Origin of the sequence: Flavobacterium sp. SH_e, assembly GCF_025717045.1 — a bacterium.
Taxonomy (GTDB): domain Bacteria; phylum Bacteroidota; class Bacteroidia; order Flavobacteriales; family Flavobacteriaceae; genus Flavobacterium.
This window is the reverse complement of the sequence record NZ_JAOVZN010000003.1, coordinates 22,900-46,736: the sequence shown is the minus strand read 5'-3', so window position 1 is coordinate 46,736 and position 23,837 is coordinate 22,900. Positions and strand designations below refer to the sequence as shown.

General features: G+C 39.4%; 21 protein-coding genes. 14 read left to right on the top strand and 7 right to left on the bottom strand.

Annotated features, from left to right (window positions below):
- Positions 1-337 precede the first annotated feature (337 nt).
- From OD917_RS05370 to OD917_RS05360, 3 genes are all read right to left on the bottom strand, one after another.
- Positions 338-2,032: a hypothetical protein gene (locus tag OD917_RS05370; protein ID WP_263522526.1), complete on the bottom strand. Its 1,695-nt coding sequence runs from the start codon at positions 2,030-2,032 to the stop codon at positions 338-340.
- A gap of 160 nt (positions 2,033-2,192) precedes the next feature.
- Positions 2,193-2,369 carry a histone H1 gene (locus tag OD917_RS05365; protein ID WP_263522525.1) on the bottom strand — a complete coding sequence of 59 codons (177 nt, stop codon included), beginning with the start codon at positions 2,367-2,369 and terminating at the stop codon, positions 2,193-2,195.
- A gap of 74 nt (positions 2,370-2,443) precedes the next feature.
- Complete coding sequence (locus tag OD917_RS05360) at positions 2,444-4,141, bottom strand: helix-turn-helix domain-containing protein (RefSeq protein ID WP_263522524.1); 1,698 nt, start codon at positions 4,139-4,141, stop codon at positions 2,444-2,446.
- Between the two features lie 331 nt (positions 4,142-4,472).
- On the opposite strand from OD917_RS05360, the gene OD917_RS05355 reads away from it, so the two are divergent.
- The 11 genes from OD917_RS05355 to OD917_RS05305 all read left to right on the top strand — a co-directional run bounded on the left by OD917_RS05355 (position 4,473) and on the right by OD917_RS05305 (position 17,432).
- Positions 4,473-5,165, top strand: a complete 693-nt coding sequence (locus tag OD917_RS05355; protein WP_263522523.1) for a hypothetical protein — start codon at positions 4,473-4,475, stop codon at positions 5,163-5,165.
- Positions 5,166-5,444: 279 nt separating this feature from the next.
- Positions 5,445-6,329 carry an AraC family transcriptional regulator gene (locus tag OD917_RS05350; RefSeq protein ID WP_263522522.1) on the top strand — a complete coding sequence of 295 codons (885 nt, stop codon included), beginning with the start codon at positions 5,445-5,447 and terminating at the stop codon, positions 6,327-6,329.
- A 29-nt stretch (positions 6,330-6,358) separates the two neighbouring features.
- The gene (locus OD917_RS05345) at positions 6,359-7,540 is read left to right on the top strand and encodes a hypothetical protein (RefSeq protein WP_263522521.1); all 1,182 of its coding nucleotides are present in this window, start codon (positions 6,359-6,361) and stop codon (positions 7,538-7,540) included.
- Between the two features lie 126 nt (positions 7,541-7,666).
- The gene (locus OD917_RS05340) at positions 7,667-7,867 is read left to right on the top strand and encodes a YqaE/Pmp3 family membrane protein (protein WP_318013857.1); all 201 of its coding nucleotides are present in this window, start codon (positions 7,667-7,669) and stop codon (positions 7,865-7,867) included.
- Positions 7,868-8,235: 368 nt separating this feature from the next.
- Positions 8,236-10,875, top strand: coding sequence for a T9SS type A sorting domain-containing protein (locus OD917_RS05335; RefSeq protein ID WP_263522520.1), 2,640 nt, complete (start codon positions 8,236-8,238; stop codon positions 10,873-10,875).
- 1,155 nt (positions 10,876-12,030) lie between these two features.
- The gene (locus tag OD917_RS05330; protein ID WP_263522519.1) at positions 12,031-12,852 is read left to right on the top strand and encodes a T9SS sorting signal type C domain-containing protein; all 822 of its coding nucleotides are present in this window, start codon (positions 12,031-12,033) and stop codon (positions 12,850-12,852) included.
- Positions 12,853-13,239: 387 nt separating this feature from the next.
- Positions 13,240-13,830 carry a TetR/AcrR family transcriptional regulator gene (locus tag OD917_RS05325; RefSeq protein WP_263522518.1) on the top strand — a complete coding sequence of 197 codons (591 nt, stop codon included), beginning with the start codon at positions 13,240-13,242 and terminating at the stop codon, positions 13,828-13,830.
- Positions 13,831-13,949: 119 nt separating this feature from the next.
- Positions 13,950-14,642 carry an SDR family oxidoreductase gene (locus OD917_RS05320; protein WP_263522517.1) on the top strand — a complete coding sequence of 231 codons (693 nt, stop codon included), beginning with the start codon at positions 13,950-13,952 and terminating at the stop codon, positions 14,640-14,642.
- Positions 14,643-14,648: 6 nt separating this feature from the next.
- Entirely contained in the window at positions 14,649-15,416 is a 768-nt protein-coding gene (locus OD917_RS05315) for an SDR family oxidoreductase (RefSeq protein ID WP_263522516.1), read from the top strand.
- A gap of 1 nt (position 15,417) precedes the next feature.
- Positions 15,418-16,425, top strand: a complete 1,008-nt coding sequence (locus OD917_RS05310; protein WP_263522515.1) for an NADP-dependent oxidoreductase — start codon at positions 15,418-15,420, stop codon at positions 16,423-16,425.
- Positions 16,426-16,502: 77 nt separating this feature from the next.
- On the top strand, positions 16,503-17,432 hold the full coding sequence (locus OD917_RS05305; RefSeq protein WP_263522514.1) for an AraC family transcriptional regulator: 930 nt from the start codon (positions 16,503-16,505) through the stop codon (positions 17,430-17,432).
- 78 nt (positions 17,433-17,510) lie between these two features.
- On the opposite strand, the gene OD917_RS05300 is transcribed toward OD917_RS05305, so the two are convergent.
- Positions 17,511-18,074 (bottom strand): DUF6624 domain-containing protein, encoded by a 564-nt coding sequence (locus tag OD917_RS05300; protein ID WP_263522513.1) that lies wholly within the window; start codon positions 18,072-18,074, stop codon positions 17,511-17,513.
- Positions 18,075-18,127: 53 nt separating this feature from the next.
- Positions 18,128-19,222 carry a serine hydrolase domain-containing protein gene (locus OD917_RS05295; RefSeq protein ID WP_263522512.1) on the bottom strand — a complete coding sequence of 365 codons (1,095 nt, stop codon included), beginning with the start codon at positions 19,220-19,222 and terminating at the stop codon, positions 18,128-18,130.
- Positions 19,223-19,680: 458 nt separating this feature from the next.
- On the opposite strand from OD917_RS05295, the gene OD917_RS05290 reads away from it, so the two are divergent.
- From OD917_RS05290 to OD917_RS05280, 3 genes are all read left to right on the top strand, one after another.
- Complete coding sequence (locus OD917_RS05290; protein WP_263522511.1) at positions 19,681-20,268, top strand: Crp/Fnr family transcriptional regulator; 588 nt, start codon at positions 19,681-19,683, stop codon at positions 20,266-20,268.
- 170 nt (positions 20,269-20,438) lie between these two features.
- Positions 20,439-20,816, top strand: a complete 378-nt coding sequence (locus tag OD917_RS05285; protein ID WP_263522510.1) for a helix-turn-helix domain-containing protein — start codon at positions 20,439-20,441, stop codon at positions 20,814-20,816.
- Between the two features lie 599 nt (positions 20,817-21,415).
- A complete protein-coding gene (locus OD917_RS05280; RefSeq protein WP_263522509.1) occupies positions 21,416-21,928 on the top strand; it encodes a response regulator in 513 nt (170 codons plus the stop codon).
- 491 nt (positions 21,929-22,419) lie between these two features.
- Here OD917_RS05280 and OD917_RS05275 read toward each other — a convergent pair whose 3' ends face one another.
- Both OD917_RS05275 and OD917_RS05270 read right to left on the bottom strand, forming a co-directional pair.
- Positions 22,420-23,604, bottom strand: coding sequence for a DUF3570 domain-containing protein (locus OD917_RS05275; protein ID WP_263522508.1), 1,185 nt, complete (start codon positions 23,602-23,604; stop codon positions 22,420-22,422).
- A gap of 17 nt (positions 23,605-23,621) precedes the next feature.
- Complete coding sequence (locus tag OD917_RS05270) at positions 23,622-23,795, bottom strand: DUF4266 domain-containing protein (protein ID WP_263522885.1); 174 nt, start codon at positions 23,793-23,795, stop codon at positions 23,622-23,624.
- Positions 23,796-23,837 lie beyond the last annotated feature (42 nt).

Here is a 23,837-nt window from a genome sequence, read left to right as displayed (position 1 = left end):
TTAAAACGCGCACTTTCGTGCGCACTATTTTTTATCTATTCACTTTTCTTTGTGAAAGTTATGAGTGAGACTAGTAAAACAATTTGCAATTATATTTATAAGAACTGGATTGAATCTTATAAGTCTCAGCGTTCGTTTGCAATTGATCATGGAATTGAAGAAACAATAGTGAGAAAAATAAAAAATACTGCTCTTAATGAAAAAAGTGTGAATTATAATATTCCAGTAAATACATTAAATAAAATTTGCGAAGCTAAAAATCTTAAGCTCTCTGATTTTTTTCTACTAATAAATAAATAGATTTTTAACTAAATAAGTTTCAACTTGTTTGAAAATTTTAATCAAATAAATTTTTAAAGTCAAGTTTAGGATTAAGTGTCATAACCGTTAATAGTTTACTTCTAAAACATGATAAAAGTATTGGAATAGTTGCTTCAAGTTTTAGTTTTGTTTTTTCATGAATTTTGTTTGAATGTTGTATAAAATTACGTTGAGCATATATCTCATTTAATATACGGAGGCTGTAATCTTTTATTTTTTTTTCTTTTAGACTAGCTCTATATTCTATTAGATCTTTCAGGAATTCATTTTCAGTAATAGACAAAATTTCTTCATATTGAAAATTTTCTTTTTGCATTTTTAATATTAATGATTTTTGCTCTTCAAATGTCAATTTAGTTCGTTTTTCGTTGTAGTTCCATAAACTCAATATATTTGCTATATAATTTTCGGTTAATGCAATCTCGGTTAAAACTAAATCATTTTCAATAAAATTCGCAAACTTTTCCTTTAAAGGTATTTTAATTAAATTTTCAAGATAGCGCCAATATTCATCAATATTATTATTGGTTTTGGCTTTTATATATATATCTTCAAAACTTAAAAAATGATTTTTACTTTTTATTCTTTTGCGTGCTAGGAATTCAAAAGGGCTGTTATGTGCTAAAAAAGAGGTACTTTGTTTGTTTAATCTATTTGCCGTACCAGACCAAGATATGTTATATCCCACATTTATAAAATCTTCTGTAAATAGATAGGAATTTTTATCGATAAAGCCACTAGTATTGCATGTTTTATTAATGTGACTTAAATAATCGTAAGCTTTGTTAATAGCGATCGTTACATCCTCTCGTTCATGATTGATATTTTGTGAAACAATTGCAAAGAGGTGAAATTCGCTATCAAAGAAGTTAATATCTGAACTTTCTCTTTTCTTCTCGTAAGAGTTTATTATACTCATCATTTTTGAGTCATTCTTTGTACAAAAAACTAAATCATTAAATTTAAATAATAAATCTTCTTCACATATTATATTTCCTATTCTAAAAATAAAGTAATTTTTTTTTGCTGGTTTCTTTAGATAGTTTAAGATACCCTCGAATTGTTCTCTAAAAGATTTATTTTCAATAAATTTTTGTAATTCTTCTTTGTCTTTGAGATTATCTTTTTTTAAATGATTTGAAAAAGGGAAGACTTCTATATCACGAGACAATATTTTATCAAATAGATTTCTTATATCTGCTTTACTTTTTTTTTGAAAGAATAATTCAACGGCAATAATTCTTGTATAGTGTTTTAAATCTTCTTTATGCTCAGCAATATCATGTTCACAAGCTAGGTAACTAATGATAGAATATAGAGCATTTTTAAACATATATTTTTTTAAGTTTACTAAATGTTTTTTTAACTTCTTACTGGCTTCAATCTTTGCAATATTTTTTGCGTCGTTATCTCTTTTTCGTAAACTAATTCTAAGCTCAGTAAATAAAGCAGAGATTGTTTCATGATCATTTAATTCTTTAAAATATTTATTATCACTTTGAAGCAATGGATGTGTTAAATAGGATAGCAAGTATGCGTTGCAGAGTTCAAAATTATGATCAATCTGATAAACAATTTTTTCAGTAAGAGATTGAAAATTATCTATCTCGAAATCTGAATTTCTACCCATTTGTGATACAGTGAATAGATAGTAATCATAGAAGAAGTTAACTTTTTTCTCGATTTGTGGATCAGGATGATTGATATACATTTTGAAAATTTTTAAATATTATTTTTAATGCCTCACTAAAGAATAGAATTTGATTCTGAATTTTTAAAGTTAAGTATTTAATAATCTGGTTTTGTTAAAACCCTTAAGGCAATATTTTCAAAAAAAAGTCCATCTTGATAGATGGACTTTTTCTTAAAATTTATTTTTTAGATTCTTCAATTGAAACTTTTCTAAACTCTTTTAGAAGTTTTTCAATTTCTAACGATGATTTGCGAGCTCTTGCTCCTGCAGCTTTAACTCCTTTTTCTGCTAATGAGTCAGATTCAGTTTTGAATGTTTCGATTTCAGCAGTGATTTTTGCTATAAGGTCTTTCATAATGTCATTTTTTAATTACGGCGTAAAAGTATAAAGTTAAATGAGATATCCTAACTCCTGAAAGAAATTAAAGTCTATTGTTTTTCTTTTTTTATCGCTGCAATGAAATATGCCGGTGCAATTCCAGTTTTTGTTAGGAAAGCTTTTGTAAAGCGTTCTGTGGTGCTGAAACCCGCTTCTTTTGCAAGTGCCTCGTACTTGTAAAGCTTGAATTTTGAATCGTTACGGAGCAGTTCAGTAATGTAATCGATACGCATTCCGTTTATATATTCGTTGATGCCTTTATCTCTGTAATGGTCAATTATGCTGGCCAAATATTTTGGGTTTGTTTTAAAGGCTGCAGAAAGAGTTGTAAGATTCCAGTCTTTTTCAAGGAATTTTTTATCTTTCTCGAAGTTTTCAAGCTGTTTGAGAAGCAAGGCTACTGTATCGGAACTAATATTTTTAATAGGAGCCTTTTCTGTTTTTGATTTAGGCCTGTTTTTCTTTGTATCAAGCTCTTCCATCAGCAGCTTATAATTCTTTTTATATATTTTTCTGGTTTTGTAATATCGATAGGTAACCGCTGCTAAGATGAAAAAAAGTGCAATAATAATCCCAGCAAATATACGGTCATAGTATTTCTCCCAAATCAGTTCCGCGCTCATGTTCTGATTCTCTTCAGCTATTCTTTCTTTTTCGAGAAGCAGCTCTCTAGTGTCATACTGCTTATGTATTTTTGCGATGATGTATTTATTGGTTTCTGTCAGCAGCGTGTCGGCTTTTAGCAGCTGATTAATATAATAAAGCTGCTTATTTAAGTCTTTTTTAGTTTTATAATAGCTGATCATAAGTTCGAAGTTCTGTCTTAAATCAGGTCTCAGATAGTTTTTTTTGTTGAAGATTTTATCCACGAGCTCAAAATAGATTATAGCTTTTTCTTTCTGATGCAGCGACCAGTAGCTTTTTCCAATATAGAAGTAACCGATTGCTTCATTTGCGAAATCATTATTTTCCTTAATGGCTTCAAGTGAAGATTCTAGATTTCTGATCGACGCTCCATAATTCTTTTTAAAATACTCATTGATTCCTTCAGAATGTGTAAAGTAGGCAGCCATTTCCTCAATTTTAAGCCTTATGCATTCTGAGATTCCAAGTTCGTTTATTTCAGTGCATTTTCCGTAGTTTCCTAGCTTGTTATAGCAGAGTCCGAGAGAGTGAAGGGAATTTAAATACGGTTTGGCCTGTGTCTGTCTGTAGTAGTCAGAGCATTCTTTCAGCAGGGATGCAGCTTCATCATAAAAGCCGATGTAGAATTTAGTCAGTGCAATGCAGTATTTTACTTTATGGATAAGGTACTGGTCTTTTGTTTTTGATATATAGCTGTTGGCAATAAGATAATTATCCATTGCCTGCTGCTGGTGTTTTATTCCGTAATATGCTGTGCCTTTGCTTAAATAGGCTGAACCGATCAGTGCGTCATCCTTTGCTTTCTTAGCGGTATTAACCATACTGTCCGTATATGCTATCCGAAGCTTTTCGGGGGAGATCAGCATTAGGTTTTGGTAACCGTTTAAGATTTCTTTCAGATTCTGCTCTTTTTTAGCTTTATAGAGAAAAGCATAGGCATATAATGATGCACGGACGCTATCTTTTTTATGCATATAGAAGCGGTCATCCAGATATTCAAAATCTTTATTTTTCAGTGAATCGGGAATTTTGAAAGGATTTTTCTGGGCTGAAGCTGCGCAGAAAAACATCAGGAGCAATAAAAGTGAATTTGGTTTAATCATAGTTATGGTTAGTTTGGGATTGTGCTGGGAATATATTATAAGCTTAAAGATGGTAATCGCTGCAATAGCTTTACTTTAAGTTAATATAAAAATAATATAAACTATTGAATAATAGATGTTTGTTGTCGTGAGATGCACTACGGATTTTCCGAAAATCCGTAGTGGAAATGGCGAAAATCCACACAAGTCAGGTTGTGAGAGATGTTTAGACGAAATAGTTTTGTCTTGAATTCAAAAGCAAAATGCCGGGCAGGGTGCCAGGTAAAAGTTCTGCTTATCCGGATGAAATGGACTGGGAAGGAATTCCCGTTCACCTTCAAACCATTAAACCATGAAAACCATTTTATTATGCATTATTACGATCCTTTTATCTGTATCATGTTCTGCTGATGAAGATTTTGAAGCTGCAGAGATTTTAACTGATTTAGCCAATGCGCCTGTCACGGATAATAATTTTCCTGCGAATCCCATTAACCCTTTTGATATGGAAGGAAAGAGAATCTATGAAGCGCTTGAAGTCTATTATCAGAAGAACCACTCTCCCAATTCAGTTTCAGAACTAGCAGATCAGATCAGGCATATTTCGAATAAATTAGACAGAGGAGAAGGGAAGAGCAGCAGGCTAATACCTTTTACAGACGAGATGGTGCAGTCTATAATGGATGATCCCGATAACAGCATGATCTCCATTGTTCAGAACAGTGTGCTGCAGGCTTATGCAAAAACTAACCTGATTAATTTTCTTCAACATCTTATCGTTAAAAGGCTCGAGGAATTCAGTATTACCTATAGCTATATTACAGATTATGAAGAAGAGGTGCTTGCTGATACAGTTTTCACTTCGGAAGAAACCGAAACCATTCTTACAGTTGCTTCGATATCAAGGTATTCGCTGTATTCGGAAGAGGAGCGAAAGGATAAGGATTGGGATATTCTTGTTGGAAGCAAGCCTGCAAGACCATTATTCGGGACCAATGAAGTGCCGATTGTTTCAATCATAGCTTTACTGGAAAGGATTCTTTAGTAATTAAGTGCTTAAAATGAAACTACCAATTATATTATTTATACTGCTTGTCTGCTTTAATCTTTTGAGCCTTTATCTGATTATAGGTCTGTTCAGCTGGAATGGAGCTGAAGAGACTGCTATTGATACTCATGGGAGCGGACATCCCAGATTCATGGCTTATCTGCTTTATATTACAGTGCTTTTAAACCTTTATAGCCTATTCTATATAGCAGTAAGGAAAAGATTTGATGACTAGCATTGCCAGTTTCTTTTAAGCTTCAATGTATCAATCAAACTATGCTTAAAGATTTGATCAATAGCGAAATTAACGGCCTGTTTTCTAAGGGAGTTGCTGTATATGCCGTGAAAGAATATTGGATAAAGTTTTCTTCTTGGGATTCTTTCCAAGTTAGGTATCCTGCGGTGCTGTTAATGAAATCAGGAAGATTTAAAATAAGGTCAGGAGAAACCGTCCATGATCTGAAAGCGCATGATCTTTTGATATTTCCAAAGAAGTCCCACTGCTCTGAGATGGAAGGTGGAGAAAAACTGCGGTTTTATCTAATCCGACTTTCTTCATTGAAAGATAGGACGGGCAGTATGAACTTACAGGCTGATTCTTTATTCTTTCTGAAAGTGAAAGATGCTGTGAAAATCAGTTTAGAGGCAAGCGATTATCTGGTGCTCTCACTGATCTGCAGACTACTGCATGCGGAAGAAATGAATCAGATTAGCACCGATTTTGAATTGGAGCTTCGGCGCATCAGCACCAATCTGCTGCTGTTTGAACTCAAGCTTATCTACTCCAAGTATTTTGCTTATGGTGGACTTCACATTTCAAGGGCCGAAAAGCTGGCTGTGCAGTTTCTCACTGTGCTGTCCATCCACTGCAGAAAGCATCATACGGTGAAATTTTATGCCGGAGTGCTGTATGTCACTTCGGGCTATCTCAATAGGGTGGTGAAACAGGTTACTGGAAAACCGGCCAAGAAGATGATCACAGATGCAGTTTTGGCTGAAGCTGTAAACCTTCTGGAGGATTCTGTCTTTACCATTGCCGAGATAGCAGAAGAGCTGCAGTTCAGCTCGCCGTCTGCATTTGATATCTTTTTTAAAAAATTAATGTCCTGCACGCCGTCAGAATACCGTGCAGAAGCTGCCGAGAGATTTAAGAGTCGTTAGTCCCTATTAACTGCAATTAAAACATGAAAATGATGAAGAGCAAATATCCTTTAGAATGGCTGGATAATCTGATATTGGAACGCCTTAATCCCAATAGGGCAGATCTTAGCCAAATGTCAGAAGATGAACTGGCTGCAATTTCAGAAGATGCGGCAAAAGAATCTAAGCAGATTCAGGTTCGGATTAAAAATGAAATATTTGCCCTTAGGCGAAAGAGGCAGATCCGCCTTCTGGTCCGAAAGTACCATTCGACATTAATTTTTCTATTGGATAGGATGTCAGACAGCCAGAAAAGCATCATATTCCAATCGGCTCTTATCTCAAAATGCGGGGAAGCGGTCATTGGATGTCTGGATGGGCTGCTGTCATTTTTGGAGCAGCGCTATTCGGGCTATCTGAGTCTGGATGAAAAAGTCCCGATCACCTATCTATTGGTTTCCCGCAAGGAGCTGCAGCTGAAATTAAACAGCCTTCAGAAGCGGAAATCTAACAGCGAAGAAATGCAGGAGGCATTAAAAGTGGTGGCTCAGGAACTGGGCGAAGCGCTGTCACTGCAGAGCAGAAGCAGGGTCACTTTCCGTCAGGTGCTCTATGAGCGAACCCTGCTAAATGGGCTCGCAGAGACTGAGTGCTTGGAAGAAGGCCTATTCTCTGCGCTTGACCGGAAGCTGATCGGCTTGAATTTTAACAGCCCTGCCTATATCAGTCTGCTGGAAAGGCGCATAGTGTCTAAAATGGAGGCGAAGGAAAATTTTTCCGAAAAGGCCATTCTGCTGAGTCTGTATTTTAAGGAGTTCAGCCAGATCTATTGCAGCGATAAGCTTTTTTTTAATGCAGGGCTGCAGCCTGTTAAAACCGTTTTGGAGAATTGGTTTAAGCATGAGCTTGGCTATTTGGAGAAGCAGGCTGAACTTGCGATTGTTCTGAATGCAGAATTGAGCTCTGAGGAGAGGCATAAATATAAGCTGGAGTGCGATCTGTCTGCAGATCAGATCGCGATTATCCTCCGTGCGGCAGATGAAGCGCGCATTGTCAAGTCCAGATCCATGAGTCTGGTCTTTCAGAGGATAGTGCCCCATCTCTCAACGGCCTTTAAAAAGGACTTGTCCTATCAGTCGGTTCGAAGCAAATCCTACAATGCGGAAGAGAACGATAAAAACATAGCCATACTGACTCTGGAGAAGATGATCAGAAAGATCAGATCGTACTGATTTTTTAATTGCCTGACATTTAATGCTGTTTTTCTGAAACAAAACAGGCTCTGTATCGACTAATATTTCAGAAAGGATTTTTAAATCCTTCGGTTGAGAACCATAAATTCCTTTAAAACTGAAACTATGATGACCTTAATTGCCATATTCTTTCCCTCGCTGTCTTTTCTTCTCAGAGGAAAGCTTCTGACCGCGCTGCTGTGCCTTATTCTTCAGATTACGCTGATCGGTTGGATTCCCGCAGCCATATGGGCTGTGGTATCGCTCCAGAATTCAAGAGCGGATAGAAGAGATGCTAAGCTTATTAAAGCAATGAGAACCAGGTAAGATAGACTGGCTAGCCCCAATGGAGCCTCTGGAAGCATCTGATGCTTTCAGAGGCTTTTCGCGTGCGGCCGCTCTGCATGCCTGAATGAATTTGCGGCAAGATGCTATCTGATAGTTTATAGCCGTTAGATGATATAATAGATAGACCTAATTTTTGCGGCAAAAAAGGTATTGGCCCTGCCTTCCATTGGGCTTCAGACTGCAAAAAGGATCAGGTGAAACAAGCTGGAGATTGGATCGCGCCTGTACCGGAACAAAAGCATTTGGGCTTATATATAAAGCCGTGCAAAAATAATATTTAACACAAAAAAAGCTATATTCGTACTCTCAAGTTATTAGAAGATCTGATTCAATTAACCTTAAAAATTATGATGAAAAAATTACTGTTTTTTATTCTGCTTCCTTTATTGGGTATGGGGCAAGTGCAAATTGGAGATGATATTTATGGAGAGCCCACTGCACGCCATAGCGGCAGCAGCATTTCGCTTTCCAGCAATGGCAGGACCCTTGCCATTGGATCTCCCGGCACTGACAATAGGGGGAATGAAACAGGATCTGTCAATGTATATAAATACGATTCGGGCAGCTGGGGAAGAATAGGATACGAAATTCATGGAGTGGCGGCTGGCGATTATAGCGGTAGCAGCGTCGCCCTTTCCGGTAATGGCTATACTCTTGCTGTTGGATCTCCAGGGAATGATCTGGGGGGAGCTGATGCGGGATTGGTCAGGCTGTATTATTATGTTTCCGGTTGGTGGCAGCAGATAGGGTCGGATTTTTATGGGGAATCGGTCGGAGATAATAGCGGCAGCAGCATTTCCCTTTCCAGCAATGGCAATATCATTGCCATTGGATCTCCAGGAAATGACGCAAATGGAACCGATGCGGGATCTGTAAGGGTATATGAGAGCGTTGCCGGAGTCTGGACACAGGTGGGAGCCGATATTGATGGGGAAGCGGCTGGAGATGCCAGCGGCTCCAGTGTTTCCCTTTCCAGCGATGGCAGCATTGTGACTATCGGATCTCCCGGAAATGATGGAAATGGAACTGATTCGGGATCTGTTCGGGTGTATAAGAATGTTGCGGGAATCTGGACCAAGATTGGAGCCGATATAGATGGAGAAGCAGGAGGAGATAATAGCGGCGCTAGCGTTTCCCTTTCCAGCGATGGCAATACTTTGGCTATTGGAGCCTCGGGAAATGATGGGAATGGGGCTGATGCGGGATCAGTTCGGGTGTATCAGAATGCATCCGGCACCTGGACAAAAATAGGAGGGGATATCGATGGCGAATCGGCTGGAGACAGCAGCGGCAAAAGCATTTCCCTTTCAAGCGATGGTTCTATGCTAATAATTGGATCGCCTTTAAATAGCGGAAATGGAGCTGATGCGGGATCAGTTCGGGTGTATCAGAATGTATCGGGAACCTGGACAAAAATGGGGGCAGATATGGATGGAGTGGCGGCCGGCGATAATCTGGGCGCTAGCGTTTTCCTTTCGGGTGATGGCGCCACCCTTGCAGCTGGAGCTCCATTTAATGATGGAAACGGACCTGATGCGGGGGCAGTTTCGCTGTACCAGAATGTATCGGGCACCTGGACAAAAATGGGAAATGATATAAAAGGAGACCCATCTGAAGGCATGGTCGGCGTCAGCGCTTCCATTTCTGATGACGGCACGATCCTTGCCATAGGAGATTGGATAAATGAGGCAAACGCAGGCGGATACCACACAGGATCGGCTAGGGTCTATAAAAATCTATCCGGCATCTGGACGCAGATAGGAGATGATATAGACGGGGAAAAAATAGGCGACTATTTAGGCTACAGCCTTTCCCTTTCCGGCAATGGCGCCATTCTGGCTGTTGGAGCTTATGCAAATGACGCCAGCGGGGACCAGGCCGGATCAGTCCGCGTCTATGAGAATAAATCTGGCGCCTGGACACAGATAGGGGACGATATAGACGGGGAAGCCGCTGGAGATAATTTCGGCATTTGCGTTTCCCTTTCCGGTGATGGCACTGTCGTGGCTATCGCAGCTCCTTATAATGATGCAAAGGGAGATGCTACAGGATCGGTTAGGGTCTATAAAAATGTGTCCGGCACTTGGACAAAAATAGGGGGCGATATAGATGGAGAAGCAGCCGGGGATTATAGCGGCAATAGCATTTCCCTTTCCAGCGATGGAAATACTTTAGCTATTGGGGCCTACCTAAACAGCGGGAGCGGAACTTATGCGGGATCAGTGCGCGTCTATCAGAATGTATCTGGCGTCTGGACGCAGATAGGGGCCGATATAGATGGGAAATCAGCCAGAGACAGAAGCGGTACGAGCGTATCCCTCTCTGGCGATGGGACAATTCTTGCCATTGGAGCTCCCGGAAATCTTGGAGACGGATCCTATAACGGATATGTCCGCGTGTATAAAAACGTTTCGGGAACCTGGACACAGTTGGGGGCCGATATAATTGGAGAAGCATTTTCCGATGAGAGCGGCTTTAGCGTCTCCCTTTCCAGTGACGGCAGCATTCTGGCGATTGGAGCCCATTACAATGATGGAAAAGGAGACCGTTCCGGATCGGTTCGTGTGTATAAAAATGTATCTGGCGCCTGGATAAAAATAGGATCCGATATAGATGGGGAAGCGCCTGGAGATGAAAGCGGCCATATTGTCTCTCTGTCTGGAGATGGCAGTGCGCTGGCCATTGGAGCCCCTTATAATGGCACAAACGGCCATGTCCGCGTCTATGGCCTATCGCCTGTTTTGAGTTCAGACAGTTTTGTTCTGGGCAGTTTTTCAGTTTATCCAAATCCAGCATCAGAGGCTGTAACCATTAGTTTGGAAGATGGTTTGGCATTGGAGGAAATAAATGTCTACAATGCTTTAGGGCAATTGGTGAAAACAGAAAAGAAGGCTGTTATTACTGTCAATTCTCTGGCAAAAGGAATATATTTTTTTCAGGTGATCACCAGTCAGGGAAAAGCCACCAAAAAGGTCATTATAAACTAGCCGCATTTAAAAGCCAGTACTAAGAATAATGCACGGGGCTTTCGCATTTGGAATAGCTTTGCTTTCTTTTTTTAAATTCACCGAAAAGAGGCAGTGCTGCAGATAAGGCGTTTTTATGGAATAGTGCCGTAACGGACTGAAAAAGAATATGAAAATTAATTATCCAATAGTAAAAGAGACGGCCTACTGGCCGTCTCTTTCGTTTTTGGTCTTTATAAGCTTTAAAAAGGCTTTTGCCGGTTCTGCCGCATCTATTTAATAGATATTGAAGGAATTTCAAAATCAGACGATAGCCAAAATTATTGTGGATCTGCATTGTAATGCAGGAGGAGATGTTTCTTCCTTAATTTTTTGCGTTAAAAAGGTATCCACTTCAAGCTGAAATTTCTTTAAAATTTGCCTCAGCTTTTTGTGGCGGAAAAATGTATCAAGTCCATTTGCCGTATGTAAAAAATAATGATTTCAATCATTATTTTTTACATACATATAGATGACTATAATTTACTGCTGTTATATATTTTCTATTGCACCTTAAAAAAAGACCTTTGAAGTTAAATATTATAACTATTAAGAATATTTTACTCCTTTACGATCTTGGAACTATGCCAGTAAATCAATCAAATTTGCAATCGTTATAAAAGACGCTTCTATTTAAGATGTTGATAGGCTTTTTGGGGGAAGCTTATGATTCCTTTTGCTCCATCCTTGCGAGATTGAATTGAATCAATTTCAATAATCTAAAAGCCGCTGTTTTGGTAAAACTGACGGTCTGAATAGATATAGAAATTCAATTGCTGGCTTACAGGCCAGTGATTGAAACTATAGATAATTTACGGATGCCGTCTGGGTCTCTGAGAAAGCATGTTTTTACCTCTTGCCCTCTCTTGGCAAGTGGGATGTTTATAACTTTTAAAGGCATAAATATAAATAAATTTTTAGTGTGCAATTATAAATTTACTTTAATCATGGAGATAAATCCTATAAATAAAATATCTTTTTTTATGACTGTAAGCTCAAATTCACCTCCTGTTTTTTTGTCAAAGTATAATTTACTCTCCTAATTTCAGCGAAAATGCAATCAATAGCTTAAGATTATTTTAGAGTAACATCCAGCAAATTTATTTACCCACTTAGTACTTATTTAAATTATACGATATGAAAAAAAAATACTCATTAAATTTTATGCTTTTAATTTCTTTTGTGCTATCAGGCTTTCTAAATGCCCATTCTGTTTTGGGCGGCCCTGTATTTCAAAACAGCAGCCACTCTATATTATATTGCAAGAGTATTCCCGCAGTTGAAAGGCACCGAGTATGGCTTAATCTGACTAATAATGAAGGGCTTTTTAAGCAGCTTTTGATTGGCTACATGCAGGGGGCAACCAATGGTTATGATTACAATTACGATGCCGTTTCCATGGATGCAAATAAATATGCGGATTTTTACAGCATTAACGAAGGAAAGAAGCTGGTGATTCAAGGACGCGGCCTGCCGTTTCTTCTTAGCGATACGGTTCCTCTTGGCTACAGGTCTGAAATTGTCGGAGATTTAAGCATTTCAATTGATCATGCAGATGGCGATTTAGCTGATCAGGATATTTATCTGGAGGATAAAATGACCGGTGCTATACATAATTTGAAAAAAAGTGTTTATACATTTTCAACAGAAAAAGGAACTTTTGCAGATCGTTTTATTATTCGCTATGCTGCCAAGGTAAATTTAGGAAATGCCCAATTTGAGGATAATCCCGAAAATCTAATAGTTGTTTCAAAAAATAAAGTGATCACATTAAAATCTTACGGGAACGCCGTGGAGCAGGTTTCAATTTATGATGCGGCAGGGAGGCTCATTTACAATATTCCGCAGATAAAAACATTTGATTTAGAGATTGATGGCATCCGATCCGGCCCTCAGGTATTGCTGATTAGGGTATTTTTTGAAGATGGGAGCAGGACATCAAAAAAAATAATATTTTAATTTCACATCATAATTATATCTTTCCAGCGGCAGTTTTTTTTTAAATTCCGCCGCTTTTTTTAAATAGGGCATTAAAATATCATAAAAATGCCAATAGGCGATAAGATCGGAAGTGTCTACGAATTGAAAAATTGCACTCAGAAAGCCATTTTTAAATGGGATTTCATTATCTGCAATTGAAAAGCAATTGAAATTAATTTTTCTTCAGCATGTAAAGAATGCATCTGTTTTCCAATAATCGATTAATGCATGCTTTGATCTTTTTTTATTTTTATCAGTCAGCCATTGGCTGTATCGGATTTTTGAAAATCAAATGGATGAAAAAATACTGCTATTTTTTATTTCTAAATATACTTTTTAGTATATTTGTGCCCTAATTGATTAGTAATGCTTAGTAAGGCTGAAAGAACAAAACAATTTATACTCGAAACTGCGGTGCCCCTTTATAATGAAAAAGGCATCTCGGGAGTCAATATTGATGATATCCTGGAAGCCACCAAACTTACAAAGGGCTGCCTTTACGGCCATTTTGAAAATAAAGAAGATCTGTCAGAGCAGGTTATTGATTTGTCGCTGAAAATGATTTCAGACAGAATCAGAGCGGCAGTTTATCAGGCAAAAACAGTTAAAGGCAAAGTGTCTGCATTTCTGGATTTTTATAAGGACCCAATTGAAACCTATATTTCGGGTGGCTGCCCGATACTTAATACTGCCGTAGAAGCAGATGATAATTATCCGCTTATAAAAGAGAAAGTTGCTAAAGTATTTAGAACCGGTCAGCAGGAATTGGCAGGTTTGCTTCAGCAGGGAATTGATTTAGGGGAGTTTTCCGCTAAACTTGATCCCGCTGTCTTTGCGTTTAAATTAGTCGCATCGGTTGAAGGCGGCATCGTAATGTGCAGGGTTATGGGGACAGCAAAACCAATGCAGGGACTTGTCAAAAGCCTAAAGTCTGAATTGGAGCAATATGCAATATAATTTTTTTTTGATTCAAAATATACTAAAAAGTATATTTTAAAATATACTAAAAAGTCTAAAAAAAAGGAATTTGTCAGCTTGATAGATAAAGAATAAAAATAATTTAAATAGAAATACTAATGAAAACAGCAGGGAATACAATATTCATAAGCGGCGGAAGTGCTGGAATAGGATTGGCAATTGCCAAAAAATTAAGCGGGTCAGGCAATAGGATAATAATTAATGGGCGCAGTGAAGAACGTCTGCAGAGCGCTTTAAAACAATTGGATAATGCAGCAGCGATACAAGGCGATTTATCTGAAGAAGCCGATAGGATTCGAATTGCAAAACAATTAAAAGAAGATTACCCGGAAGTAAATTTAATCATTAACAATGCCGGGGCAGCGTTTAGTTATCTTTTGAATGAAACTTTAAATGCCCACCAAAAAGCCGCTATAGAAATGAATACCAACTATTTGAGCGTAATTCATTTTACGGAGCTTTTACTGCCCCACTTATTGCAGAAAGCAGAATCTGCTGTAGTTAATATTTCCTCCATTGCAGTGTTTGGAAGCCATAAATTGCTTCCAACTTATGGAGCAACCAAAGCAGCACTGCATAGCTATACTGCTGCACTTCGATCTACTTATGAAGAAGAGAAAAATATTCAAATCTATGAAGTCTATCCGCCACTGGTAAATACTGAATTTTCAGCCGAGATAGGAGGGGTAAACGGCATTTCGCCGGATGAAGTTGCAGATGAATTGTTTTTGGCTCTTGGTAAAAATCAGTTTGATGTTCCGGTTGGTGATTCTAAACAATTCTTTAAATAAATCATTATGGACATAAAGGGCAGAACAATATTGATCACAGGAGGGGCTTCCGGCATTGGGTTTGAAGCGGCTAAGCAGTTTTTGGCAATCGGAGCTAAAGTGATCATTACGGGAAGAAATCAGGCCAAATTAGATGCCGCTAAAAAGGCATATCCTGCGATCACAGCAATTCAAAGCGATGCGGCAGATAAAGAAGATGCAAAATTTCTTTTCAGCAGAGTAAGAGAATTGGGCGGCATTGATATTTTGTATAATAATGCCGCGGTACTGGTGCCACCGTCAAATTTAGGCATTGCAGATGACAGGCATGCCGAAGGCGCGGCCTACGAAATGGAAGTGAATTATCTGGGGGTGATAAGGCTCAATAACCTGTTTATGGACATGCTGCAATCAAGAAAAGAAGCGGCGATAATAAATACGACATCAATATTGAGCCAGGCTCCGTCATTAATAGAAGCCACCTATTCTTCGTCTAAAACGGCACTGGCTTTTTATACGGTCTCGCTTCGAGAGCATTTGAAGATTATTGGAAGCAATGTAAAAGTATTTGAACTGATCCCGCCGCTTGTTGCTACAGAAATGACTGCAGACCGGAAAGATAAAAAAATATCTGCCGAAGAAATGGTAAAAGGGCTTATCGACGGGCTTCAAAAGGAAAATTACACAATCCGTGTAGGGGATGCGAAACTGTTTAGCCTAATTAACAGGTTTTTTCCAAAAACAGCCTATAGATTGATTAATCCGAAGAAAACCCATCAACTTTTAAAAAATTAATATGAAAGCATTTGTAATAAATAAATATGGTAAAGGAGCGCTCGAGTTTGCAGATGTTGCAGCTCCTGATGTGGGCAGCAACGATGTTTTGATTGAAGTTTATGCCGCAGGCTTAAATTTACTGGATTCAAAAATAAAAACAGGAGAATTTAAATTGATGCTTCCCTATAGGCTGCCTTTGATTCTGGGGCATGATGTGGCGGGTATTGTTATCAAAGCAGGCAAAAATGTCAGAAAATTTAAAGTTGGCGACCAGGTTTATTCCCGCCCTGCGGATTACCATATAGGAACCTTTGCCGAGTATATTGCCGTCAATGAAAAAGATGTGGCATTTAAGCCCAAAAATATTTCTATGAACCAGGCGGCTTCTATTCCATTGGTGGCACTAACGGCATGGCAGGCATTGGTGGAGCGTGCCGATTTGAAAAAGGGGCAGAAAGTATTTATTCAGGCAGGCTCAGGAGGTGTTGGAACCATAGCGATACAGCTGGCAAAGCATTTAGGTGCAGTGGTTGCCACTACAGCAAGTGCAAAAAGTTTTGAACTGCTTAAAAATCTTGGAGCAGATGTGCTGATCGATTACAAAACCAATGATTTTGAGCACATACTTAAAGATTATGATGCTGTGTTAAACAGCCAGGATCAAAAAACACTTGAAAAATCATTAAACGTTTTGAAGCCCCAAGGAAAGGCTATCTCTATTTCAGGACCGCCAACGCCTGAATTTGCCAGAGAAATGGGACTGCCCTGGTATTTCAAAATCATTATGTCGCTGCTTAGTTTTGGCATAAGGAGAAAAGCCCAAAAAAAGCACGTTGATTTTAGCTTTCTATTTATGAGGGCTGAAGGAAACCAGCTGCAGGAAATTGCGGCTCTTATTGAAGCTGGGATTATCAGACCCACAGTAGATAGAGTGTTTGCTTTTGAGCAGACTAATGAGGCCCTGCAGTATGTAGAAAGCGGCCGCGCGAAAGGCAAGGTTGTAATAGAATTAAAGAGTGGGAAATAGTACAGGCCGGGAGTAAAATCTCATTGATTGATGCAGGTTTTGCTCTCAGCCAATAATAAATTTTTTAATCGCCGCCAATGCAGAAAAATAGCAACAGCCTCAATAATGCCAGTGAGTATCATCTGAATCAATATCAGCAGAATGCGCCAAGATTTTCTGTGTGCGAGATTGATGCTTACTTAAAAAAATATGATAAAAAAAGGAGGAAAGCCCATGCCGAGAACCACTATCAGATCATTTGGTTTAAAAAGGGGAACGGCAGCTATTTTGTTAATTTTAAAGCCTGGGATATTGACCGGAACACTCTTTTTTTTCTATCTAAAAATGATAATCATTATTTTGACAGAAATGCCAATTACAGCGGAGTTTTAATTCAGTTTAATGAAGAGTTTCTGATTCAGGACAATAAGGATATTTCCTTTTTTTCAAAACACGGCCTGCTGGATAGCCAAAAACACACATCCTGTTCGCTTACCCAAGATGACGCCTTTATTTTGGATGAATATTTAAAGCTGATCAAAAATGAATTGGCAGATAAAAATGAAAACAGCCATGAGGAGCTTTTAAGGTCCTATCTCAAAGCATTTATCATTCAGGTTCATCACAGATGGGAAAAAGCAGGCACATCTGATGGGCGACAGATTTCGCCTGAGAATAGAAAGCAGCTGCAATTGAGAAAATTTGTTGATCTAGTGGAGGAAAATTATAAAAATGAACTTAAAGTCTCCGAGTATGCGGCGCTTATGCAGATGTCATCAAGGACATTATCGGGCCTTACCAGCCAATTATTAGATAAAAGCCCTTCTGAGATTATCTGCGAAAGGATCCTAGCAGAAGCAAAAAGAATGCTCCTTGAGACTAGCTACAGTATCAGTAAGATTGGCCATTGTCTAGGCTTCGATGATGATTCCTATTTTGTAAAATATTTTAAAAAATATACCGGTGTCCCGCCTTCGGATTTTAGGAGGTCCAGCCTAAAGGAAATAGCCAGGCAGGTAAGCCCTTAATAGTAATGGCTGGTAATCTTCCTTAGCGCATCATCGATTTGCCTAGTTCAGGAACAGAAAATAATTGCGTAATGTTTTTCATATCCAGCCAACCTGTTTTCGCCAGCGGTTAAACTCCAGGTCATGCGGGTGCAGGTCCATTTTGTGAACTGAAGCCACAAATTCTGCTATAGATTCTTCGTCATGCGGAGCCAGCTGGAGCTCTCTTCGCAGGCGGATCATTTCTGCCTTATCTTCTACGGGATACATGCCTCGGCGGTCAAACTGGGTGCCAAACTTCTGCGGCCTTCCTTCAAAATAGCATATCCTGTCATGCAGGTAGGCAAGGTTTTGCGGACTCACTTCATTGGCCGCTTCGGATATGAGCGCATAGCATCTTTTCATAAAAAGCGGCAGGCTGATTGCGTGCTGGACAATGAGCCAAGCCGCCTGGCTGGCTTCTTCACCGACACTTGATTTTGTAGGGTATCCGATAGAATCAATAATTTCCTCAAGCCGCTGCGCATTTTTTTTATGCACACGCTCCATATCGGGATTATAGCCTGGTGACAGCTTTCCTTCTTTTAGCAGCGCTTCGCGCACCTCCAGGTCATGGCGTGCCATTTCTATTAATTCTCGGGCAATAATTTTGGTGTTCTCCATTAAAATGTCAAATGTTAGTTTCTACAATGCATTATAATGCAACGGAAATTCCCTTACCTTCCGACTTGGGTCCTGTCTTGCATATTAAGAGCCAGCGCAGCAATATCCCTGACAGTCTGTGTAGGAGAATTACAGTCGCAATTGCTTAATCCTATAACATAGATATCGTGCTCGGGAATATAGACCGCCATTGTTTTGAAGCCGAAAATACTGCCCCCGTGTTCCCTGGATGCTATTGCGTTTACATCTTTTATGTGCCAGCCGTAGCCATATGCGAATTCATCGCCATTGTTTAATCTATGCCTGCTAAAAGCCTTGCTGGTCTGCTTCGCTCCAAGCAGCAGGTTCTGATTTAAGGCATTCTGCCATTTGAGCATATCCCCTGCGGTAGACATCAGCGAACCCGAAGAGAAAGGCACACTAAAGCTAATTGGCGTCTTATTCACATAGCCGTATTCTTTCTTATGGTAGCCATAAGCCCTTTTTAGGATTATCTTCCGATCGCTGGCGTAGCAGGATTGGTTCATTCCCGCTTTATCAAAGATATGCTTTTTGATAAAGTCCCCATATGCTTCTCCCGAAACCAGTTCAATAATGTAGCCGAGAAGAACATAGCCCGAATTGTTATACTCATACTTTTCTCCGGGCGCAAAATCAGCTGGTTCATTCTTAAAAAAAGAAGCCATCATTGCAGGTGTCATCTCTTTCTGCGCAATATCGGACAGCTGCTTCATTTTTGTAAAATCTTTAATGCCCGAAGTATGCGTAAGCAGATGATGCAGGGTTATTTCACTCCCGCCAGGATAATCGGGTATGTATTTGGAAACGGGATCCTTTACATTCAGCTTCCCCTGCTCCTCAAGCATTAATATGGCTACGGCCGTAAACTGTTTGGTGATGGATCCCAGCTGGAATACATTCTCAGGCGTCATATCAGCATCAAGCTCTATATTGGCCTTGCCAAAAGCCTTCCGGTAGACTGCCTTGCCTCGGTGCGCAATCATAAATACGGCTCCGGGACCATTTTTGGCACTGAAATCTTTTAGTATCAGACTGTCTGCTTTGGCTTCAAGGTTTTGGGCATAAAGGCGATCAGTTGCCCCGATAATAAAAACTGCTGCCGAGAGCAGTATGCAAATGTGCTTCATTTCCGCTATAATAAATAGGTTTTATCCAATTAGACGCCTTAGAGTGCAATCAGGTTACAGAGAGCATGGCAAAAATTCACTTCGAAAAGCAAACCTCAATTTTTCATAGCGAACCCGATATGAAATAGCTTATTCTTTGCAATTGCATTTCCAGCTAATTTTGACAAACATTCCTGCACAATTTGATGGCTTTTATCAATGGAAAAAAATCAGTAAAGATTTTTTCAGCCAAGATAGGCAAAGCGGGGATTTTTATGCGGCATCCACTTTTTTAAAATTCAAAAGCTTTCATAGCGGTCTTTAATCAAAATAGATGCAAAGAATTGCTATTGGCTCTTTCATCTATACAGATAAAATTGCCTATATTATTTTTATATAGCCTAACAAAGCAAAAATAAGTGGTGGTGCAGCTCCATTATTAGGATCAAAATTTTGTTAGGTTAAACCTAAAGAAATCTATGAACAGCGAATTGAAAACCATACGTGAACTGATATTGCATTATATAGACATTAATGACTCTGAATGGGAGCAGTGTAAGTCTATGTTTAAGCTTAAGCGCATTAAGAAAAAAGAGATAATTCTGTCTAAAGGAGAAATCAGCCGTGAAATATATTTTGTGGCAAAAGGGATATTGAGGATATATTTTGTTGATGAAAATGATGATGAAAAAACATTCCATTTTTCACTGGAAAATACTTTTGCCACCGATTATGAGAGTTTTTTAAAACAGACTTCTGCAGACTTTTACATTCAGGCGCTTGAAAATACGACCGTTATCGTAATTACTTTTGAGATGCTGCAATTTCTTTATAAGAATCTTCTTTATGGAGAAAAGTTAGGGAGGCTTATTGCAGAGGACTATTTTTTTCTGATGAATTATAAAATTAAAGGATTTTATACGCAGACCCCCATACAGCGCTATAACAGCATGAATATTATGTTTCCTAAAATACTCATCCGTGTGCCTCAGCATTATATTGCCTCTTACCTTAACATAAGCCCTGTTCATTTGAGCCGCCTCAAACAGGGTGCTGAGCAGGAATGAGCCAAAATGTAAACAAATGTTATTGCTGTTGTTTTTTTTAGAATTTAATTTTACACGATCGCAAAGCTAATATAGATGCAGCATTTTGCCATTATGGATATTGATAAGCTGTATCTTATATTAATGCTTTATTTGAATATTGTCGAGAAGAATTAAAAGAATTTGGTACTATGGAAATGTCAATAGGCGCTAAGATTAAAAGCATCAGGGAATTAAAAAATTACACTCAGGAATATACGGCGTATCGGCTGGGAATTACGCAGGCAGGCTACAGCAAGATTGAAAAAGGTAAAACAGGTCTGAGCCTGGAGAAGCTTCAGCAGCTTGCAGTTATTTTCGATCTGTCCGTAGAATATATAATCAATTTTGAGATTCAGAAATATTTTAGCGAAGAAAGGCATATCAAAAAGAACGGCACTTTAAATGGCCAAAATAACTTTCATTTAATTGCAAAACTATATGAAGATAAGATTCTGCTTTTAGAAAAGCTGCTTGGCAAGACAGATCTCGAGCTTAAATATTACAAAGAAAAATGCAGCTCCCTATAGTCTGCAATCTTAGGGGCAAGCATGATATTAGGCAAGGCCAGCGGGAAATGTAATAAAGGGCTTAGGTAAGCCACTGCCACGGGAAGCAGTTTGGCTATTTCCAGCTAAAAAAATAAGTCCCTTGAGCAGATTGCGGTTTATAAAAAGAAATTATTGCTTGCTGAGAAAACAGATGCTCTCGATTATAATCTTATGATAGTTCAGCAGCTGGAAAACCTTTTAAAGTTCGGTGAGGTCCTTTAAAATGGCACTTTAGCTGATTCGCGCGAAATGATTGGCTTAATTTTTTCTGAAAATTTCACATTTTGAGAAAGCGGAATAAAACCCGCTGAAGCAATGAAAAAGTGCTAACTGCATCTGATTGGCGGGTGATGGTTTGCATGTGGAAAAAATCTGGGCTCCCTGCCTTAAGCGGGAGGCTTTCTGATCTTTGAAAAAGGGCGTGCGAAAGGCTCTTTTTCTTTCTGATGCTGGCCTAGGGGCATCATTTTTTAACGGCTCTTTATGATCTGGATTTCTCGCTGCTTTTAAAATTATTGGCTTATCGAAATCTTTTAGGCATTTATGTGCTAAATTTGAGGGTGTAAAACCGCTTCAAGATGATGAGTTCTGAAAATTCCCACCCGGCTCCTGAAGGCTTAAATGGCGAAGAGCCCCTGAAAATTATACTGGCCGAAGATGATAAGGACGACCAGGAATTATTCATAGATGCCCTCCAGGAAGCTGATGTTTCCTCTGAGGTGGTCACCGTTGAGAACGGGCAGGAGCTCGTGGACACCCTAAAAGATAAGTCCCAGCCCGATCCTGATATTATTTTTATCGATATCAATATGCCCGCTAAAGGGGGGAAGCAGGCTCTGGAAGAGATAAAGGCCGATAAGGAGCTTAAGGGCATTCCTGCCGTTATGCTCTCCACCTGGGATCACCCCTCGGATATTGAGGAAACCTTTGAGAAGGGGGCGGACCTTTATGTGCAGAAACCGAATTCCTTCAGCGGCTTTGTGATGATCCTAAAGAAGGTGTTCTTTCTGCACTGGGCCAAAGCTTTGCTAAACCCAGTTAAAAAATTATTTTTTGTTTCAGAAAAGAATATATCGCAGGGGGACTCCTAAGCGGCCTTGCCAGTGTTATCCGTTTATTTTTTCCCTGTGATGGTGCTTTAGGCATTTTTCCATTTTCTGTAGCAGCTGTATTTCATTCAGATCCCCTAAAGGATCAGATAGTCCTGTGATGGTCCTCTGGCAATTGAATCTTTGATCTTCAAAGAAGCAGGTCAATTTTGGGAACTCGTTGTGGGACACCAGCCAGGTGTCTTTGCCTGTATTTTTAATTTTAAATTTCTTCCTATTCCATAATCTCCTCAGCAGCTGCAGACACTCCGATATCGCTGCTGTTTAAATCTGCTTTTCTTAGTGGATTTCAAGCTGCAGAGTTAGGGGATTATTGAATTCTGAATGCGCAGCAGCAGCTCATGGAATTCAAAGATGGGGCATGGGAATCTCTCCGGCAAATGCTATTGCCAGGAGAAAAACCCAACCCATAGCAATGCAGCTGCGCCAGGTTGGGCTCAGAGAACCGTATAGGGAAGGATTTGAAATAAATTTTATCTGTACTTGATATTGATGCTGATGATATCCGAAGCCATATTGGTGGTTCTGGTGTAATGCCCGTAGCGGATCTCTAAAGTGTTCCAGTGCTTAAGGCCAAAAATGCCATTTGGCGGGGTGAATTTCATTCCCATTCCAAAGAAACTGCTGTCAAACCTGGACAGATCATAATTGCTGGTGTAGAATTCCTCAGCTGCTGTATGTTCTCCATAAGGCTTGAAATACTTGGTTCCGCTCTGGGTATAGTATCTGTAGAATGGGCTTAGAGAAAAAGCCTGCGTTAGCTTTACTGGAATTTCCAGATCTGCGGTATGCGCTTTGAGGCTCCAGTCATCCGTGTAATATCGGTAGTATGCCCTAATGATCATATTGTCACCCAAGAAATAGCTCGCCCTTATTCCCACCGGAATTTTAAGTCTGGTGCCAGGCATTTTTTCCTGATGCACCGAGCCATCTGCAAAGTAGACTCTGTGAAAAGGAAGGCTTAAATAGCCATTTTGGCTGATTACATCTCCAACCAGCATTATCTGGAGGTTTTTATTTATAACCTGGGAATAGCTTAAAGTTCCAGCAAAAGTATTCCGGCTGGCACTGCCATAGCCCTCGCTTCCCGGCTGGCGAAGCTCAACAGGCTCAATGAGCTTTAGCTGATCGATAAAGGTCTGCAGCTTGGCTGTAAATTCGCCGTTTTTATTTCTGGTTTTTTGAGAGAAGGCAATATTTGCTCCAAAAGACTGATAGTCAAATTCTGTTGAGGATGAAACCCCGAAGGCATATGCTCTTCCTTTTTCTTCATTTTCCCTCAGATAGGTGAGGGAAGGATAAAATCTGTTGTCTGAAGAAGAGGCTGATGAATTGGCGCTCAAATCAATCATATCTGATGAGGCGGAAGTGTAGTGGTCAATTCCTGCTTCAATATCAAAAGTATGTCTGATTCCGGTTTCTCCGTATTTTACCAGTCGGACATCTATGGTATTGGCAATGTCAGTAAGATGCTCGGAACCGATCCCTCCTGTAACGGCGGAATTGTTTCCATCCTGCTTATAGTAGCTTGAGACTAAATTAACCTCTTCCAGCTTTAATTTTCTGCTTTTATAGCCTGTGGAATCCGTCGGGATATCCTGCGCTCTTGACTGAAACAATGCCAGCAGAGCAGCTCCTGTAAGGAATATTCTTTTCATTTTTAAAAGTATGAAAATTAGTTGCAGCCGCAGCCGCCGCCGCTTTTTCCTGAATTTGCTCCGGAAGCTCCTTCACGGTAGGATTGGAAGCTAAGCTCCGTTTTTTCAATCTTCCTGTTGGAAAGGACCATTTCAGAATCGTTGAGTTTTCCTTTTTGGTATTCCTTTACCGAAGTGCAGGAGCCAGCCATCAGGCCGGCGAGAGCAGCACTGCATAGCAGTGCAAAAAATTT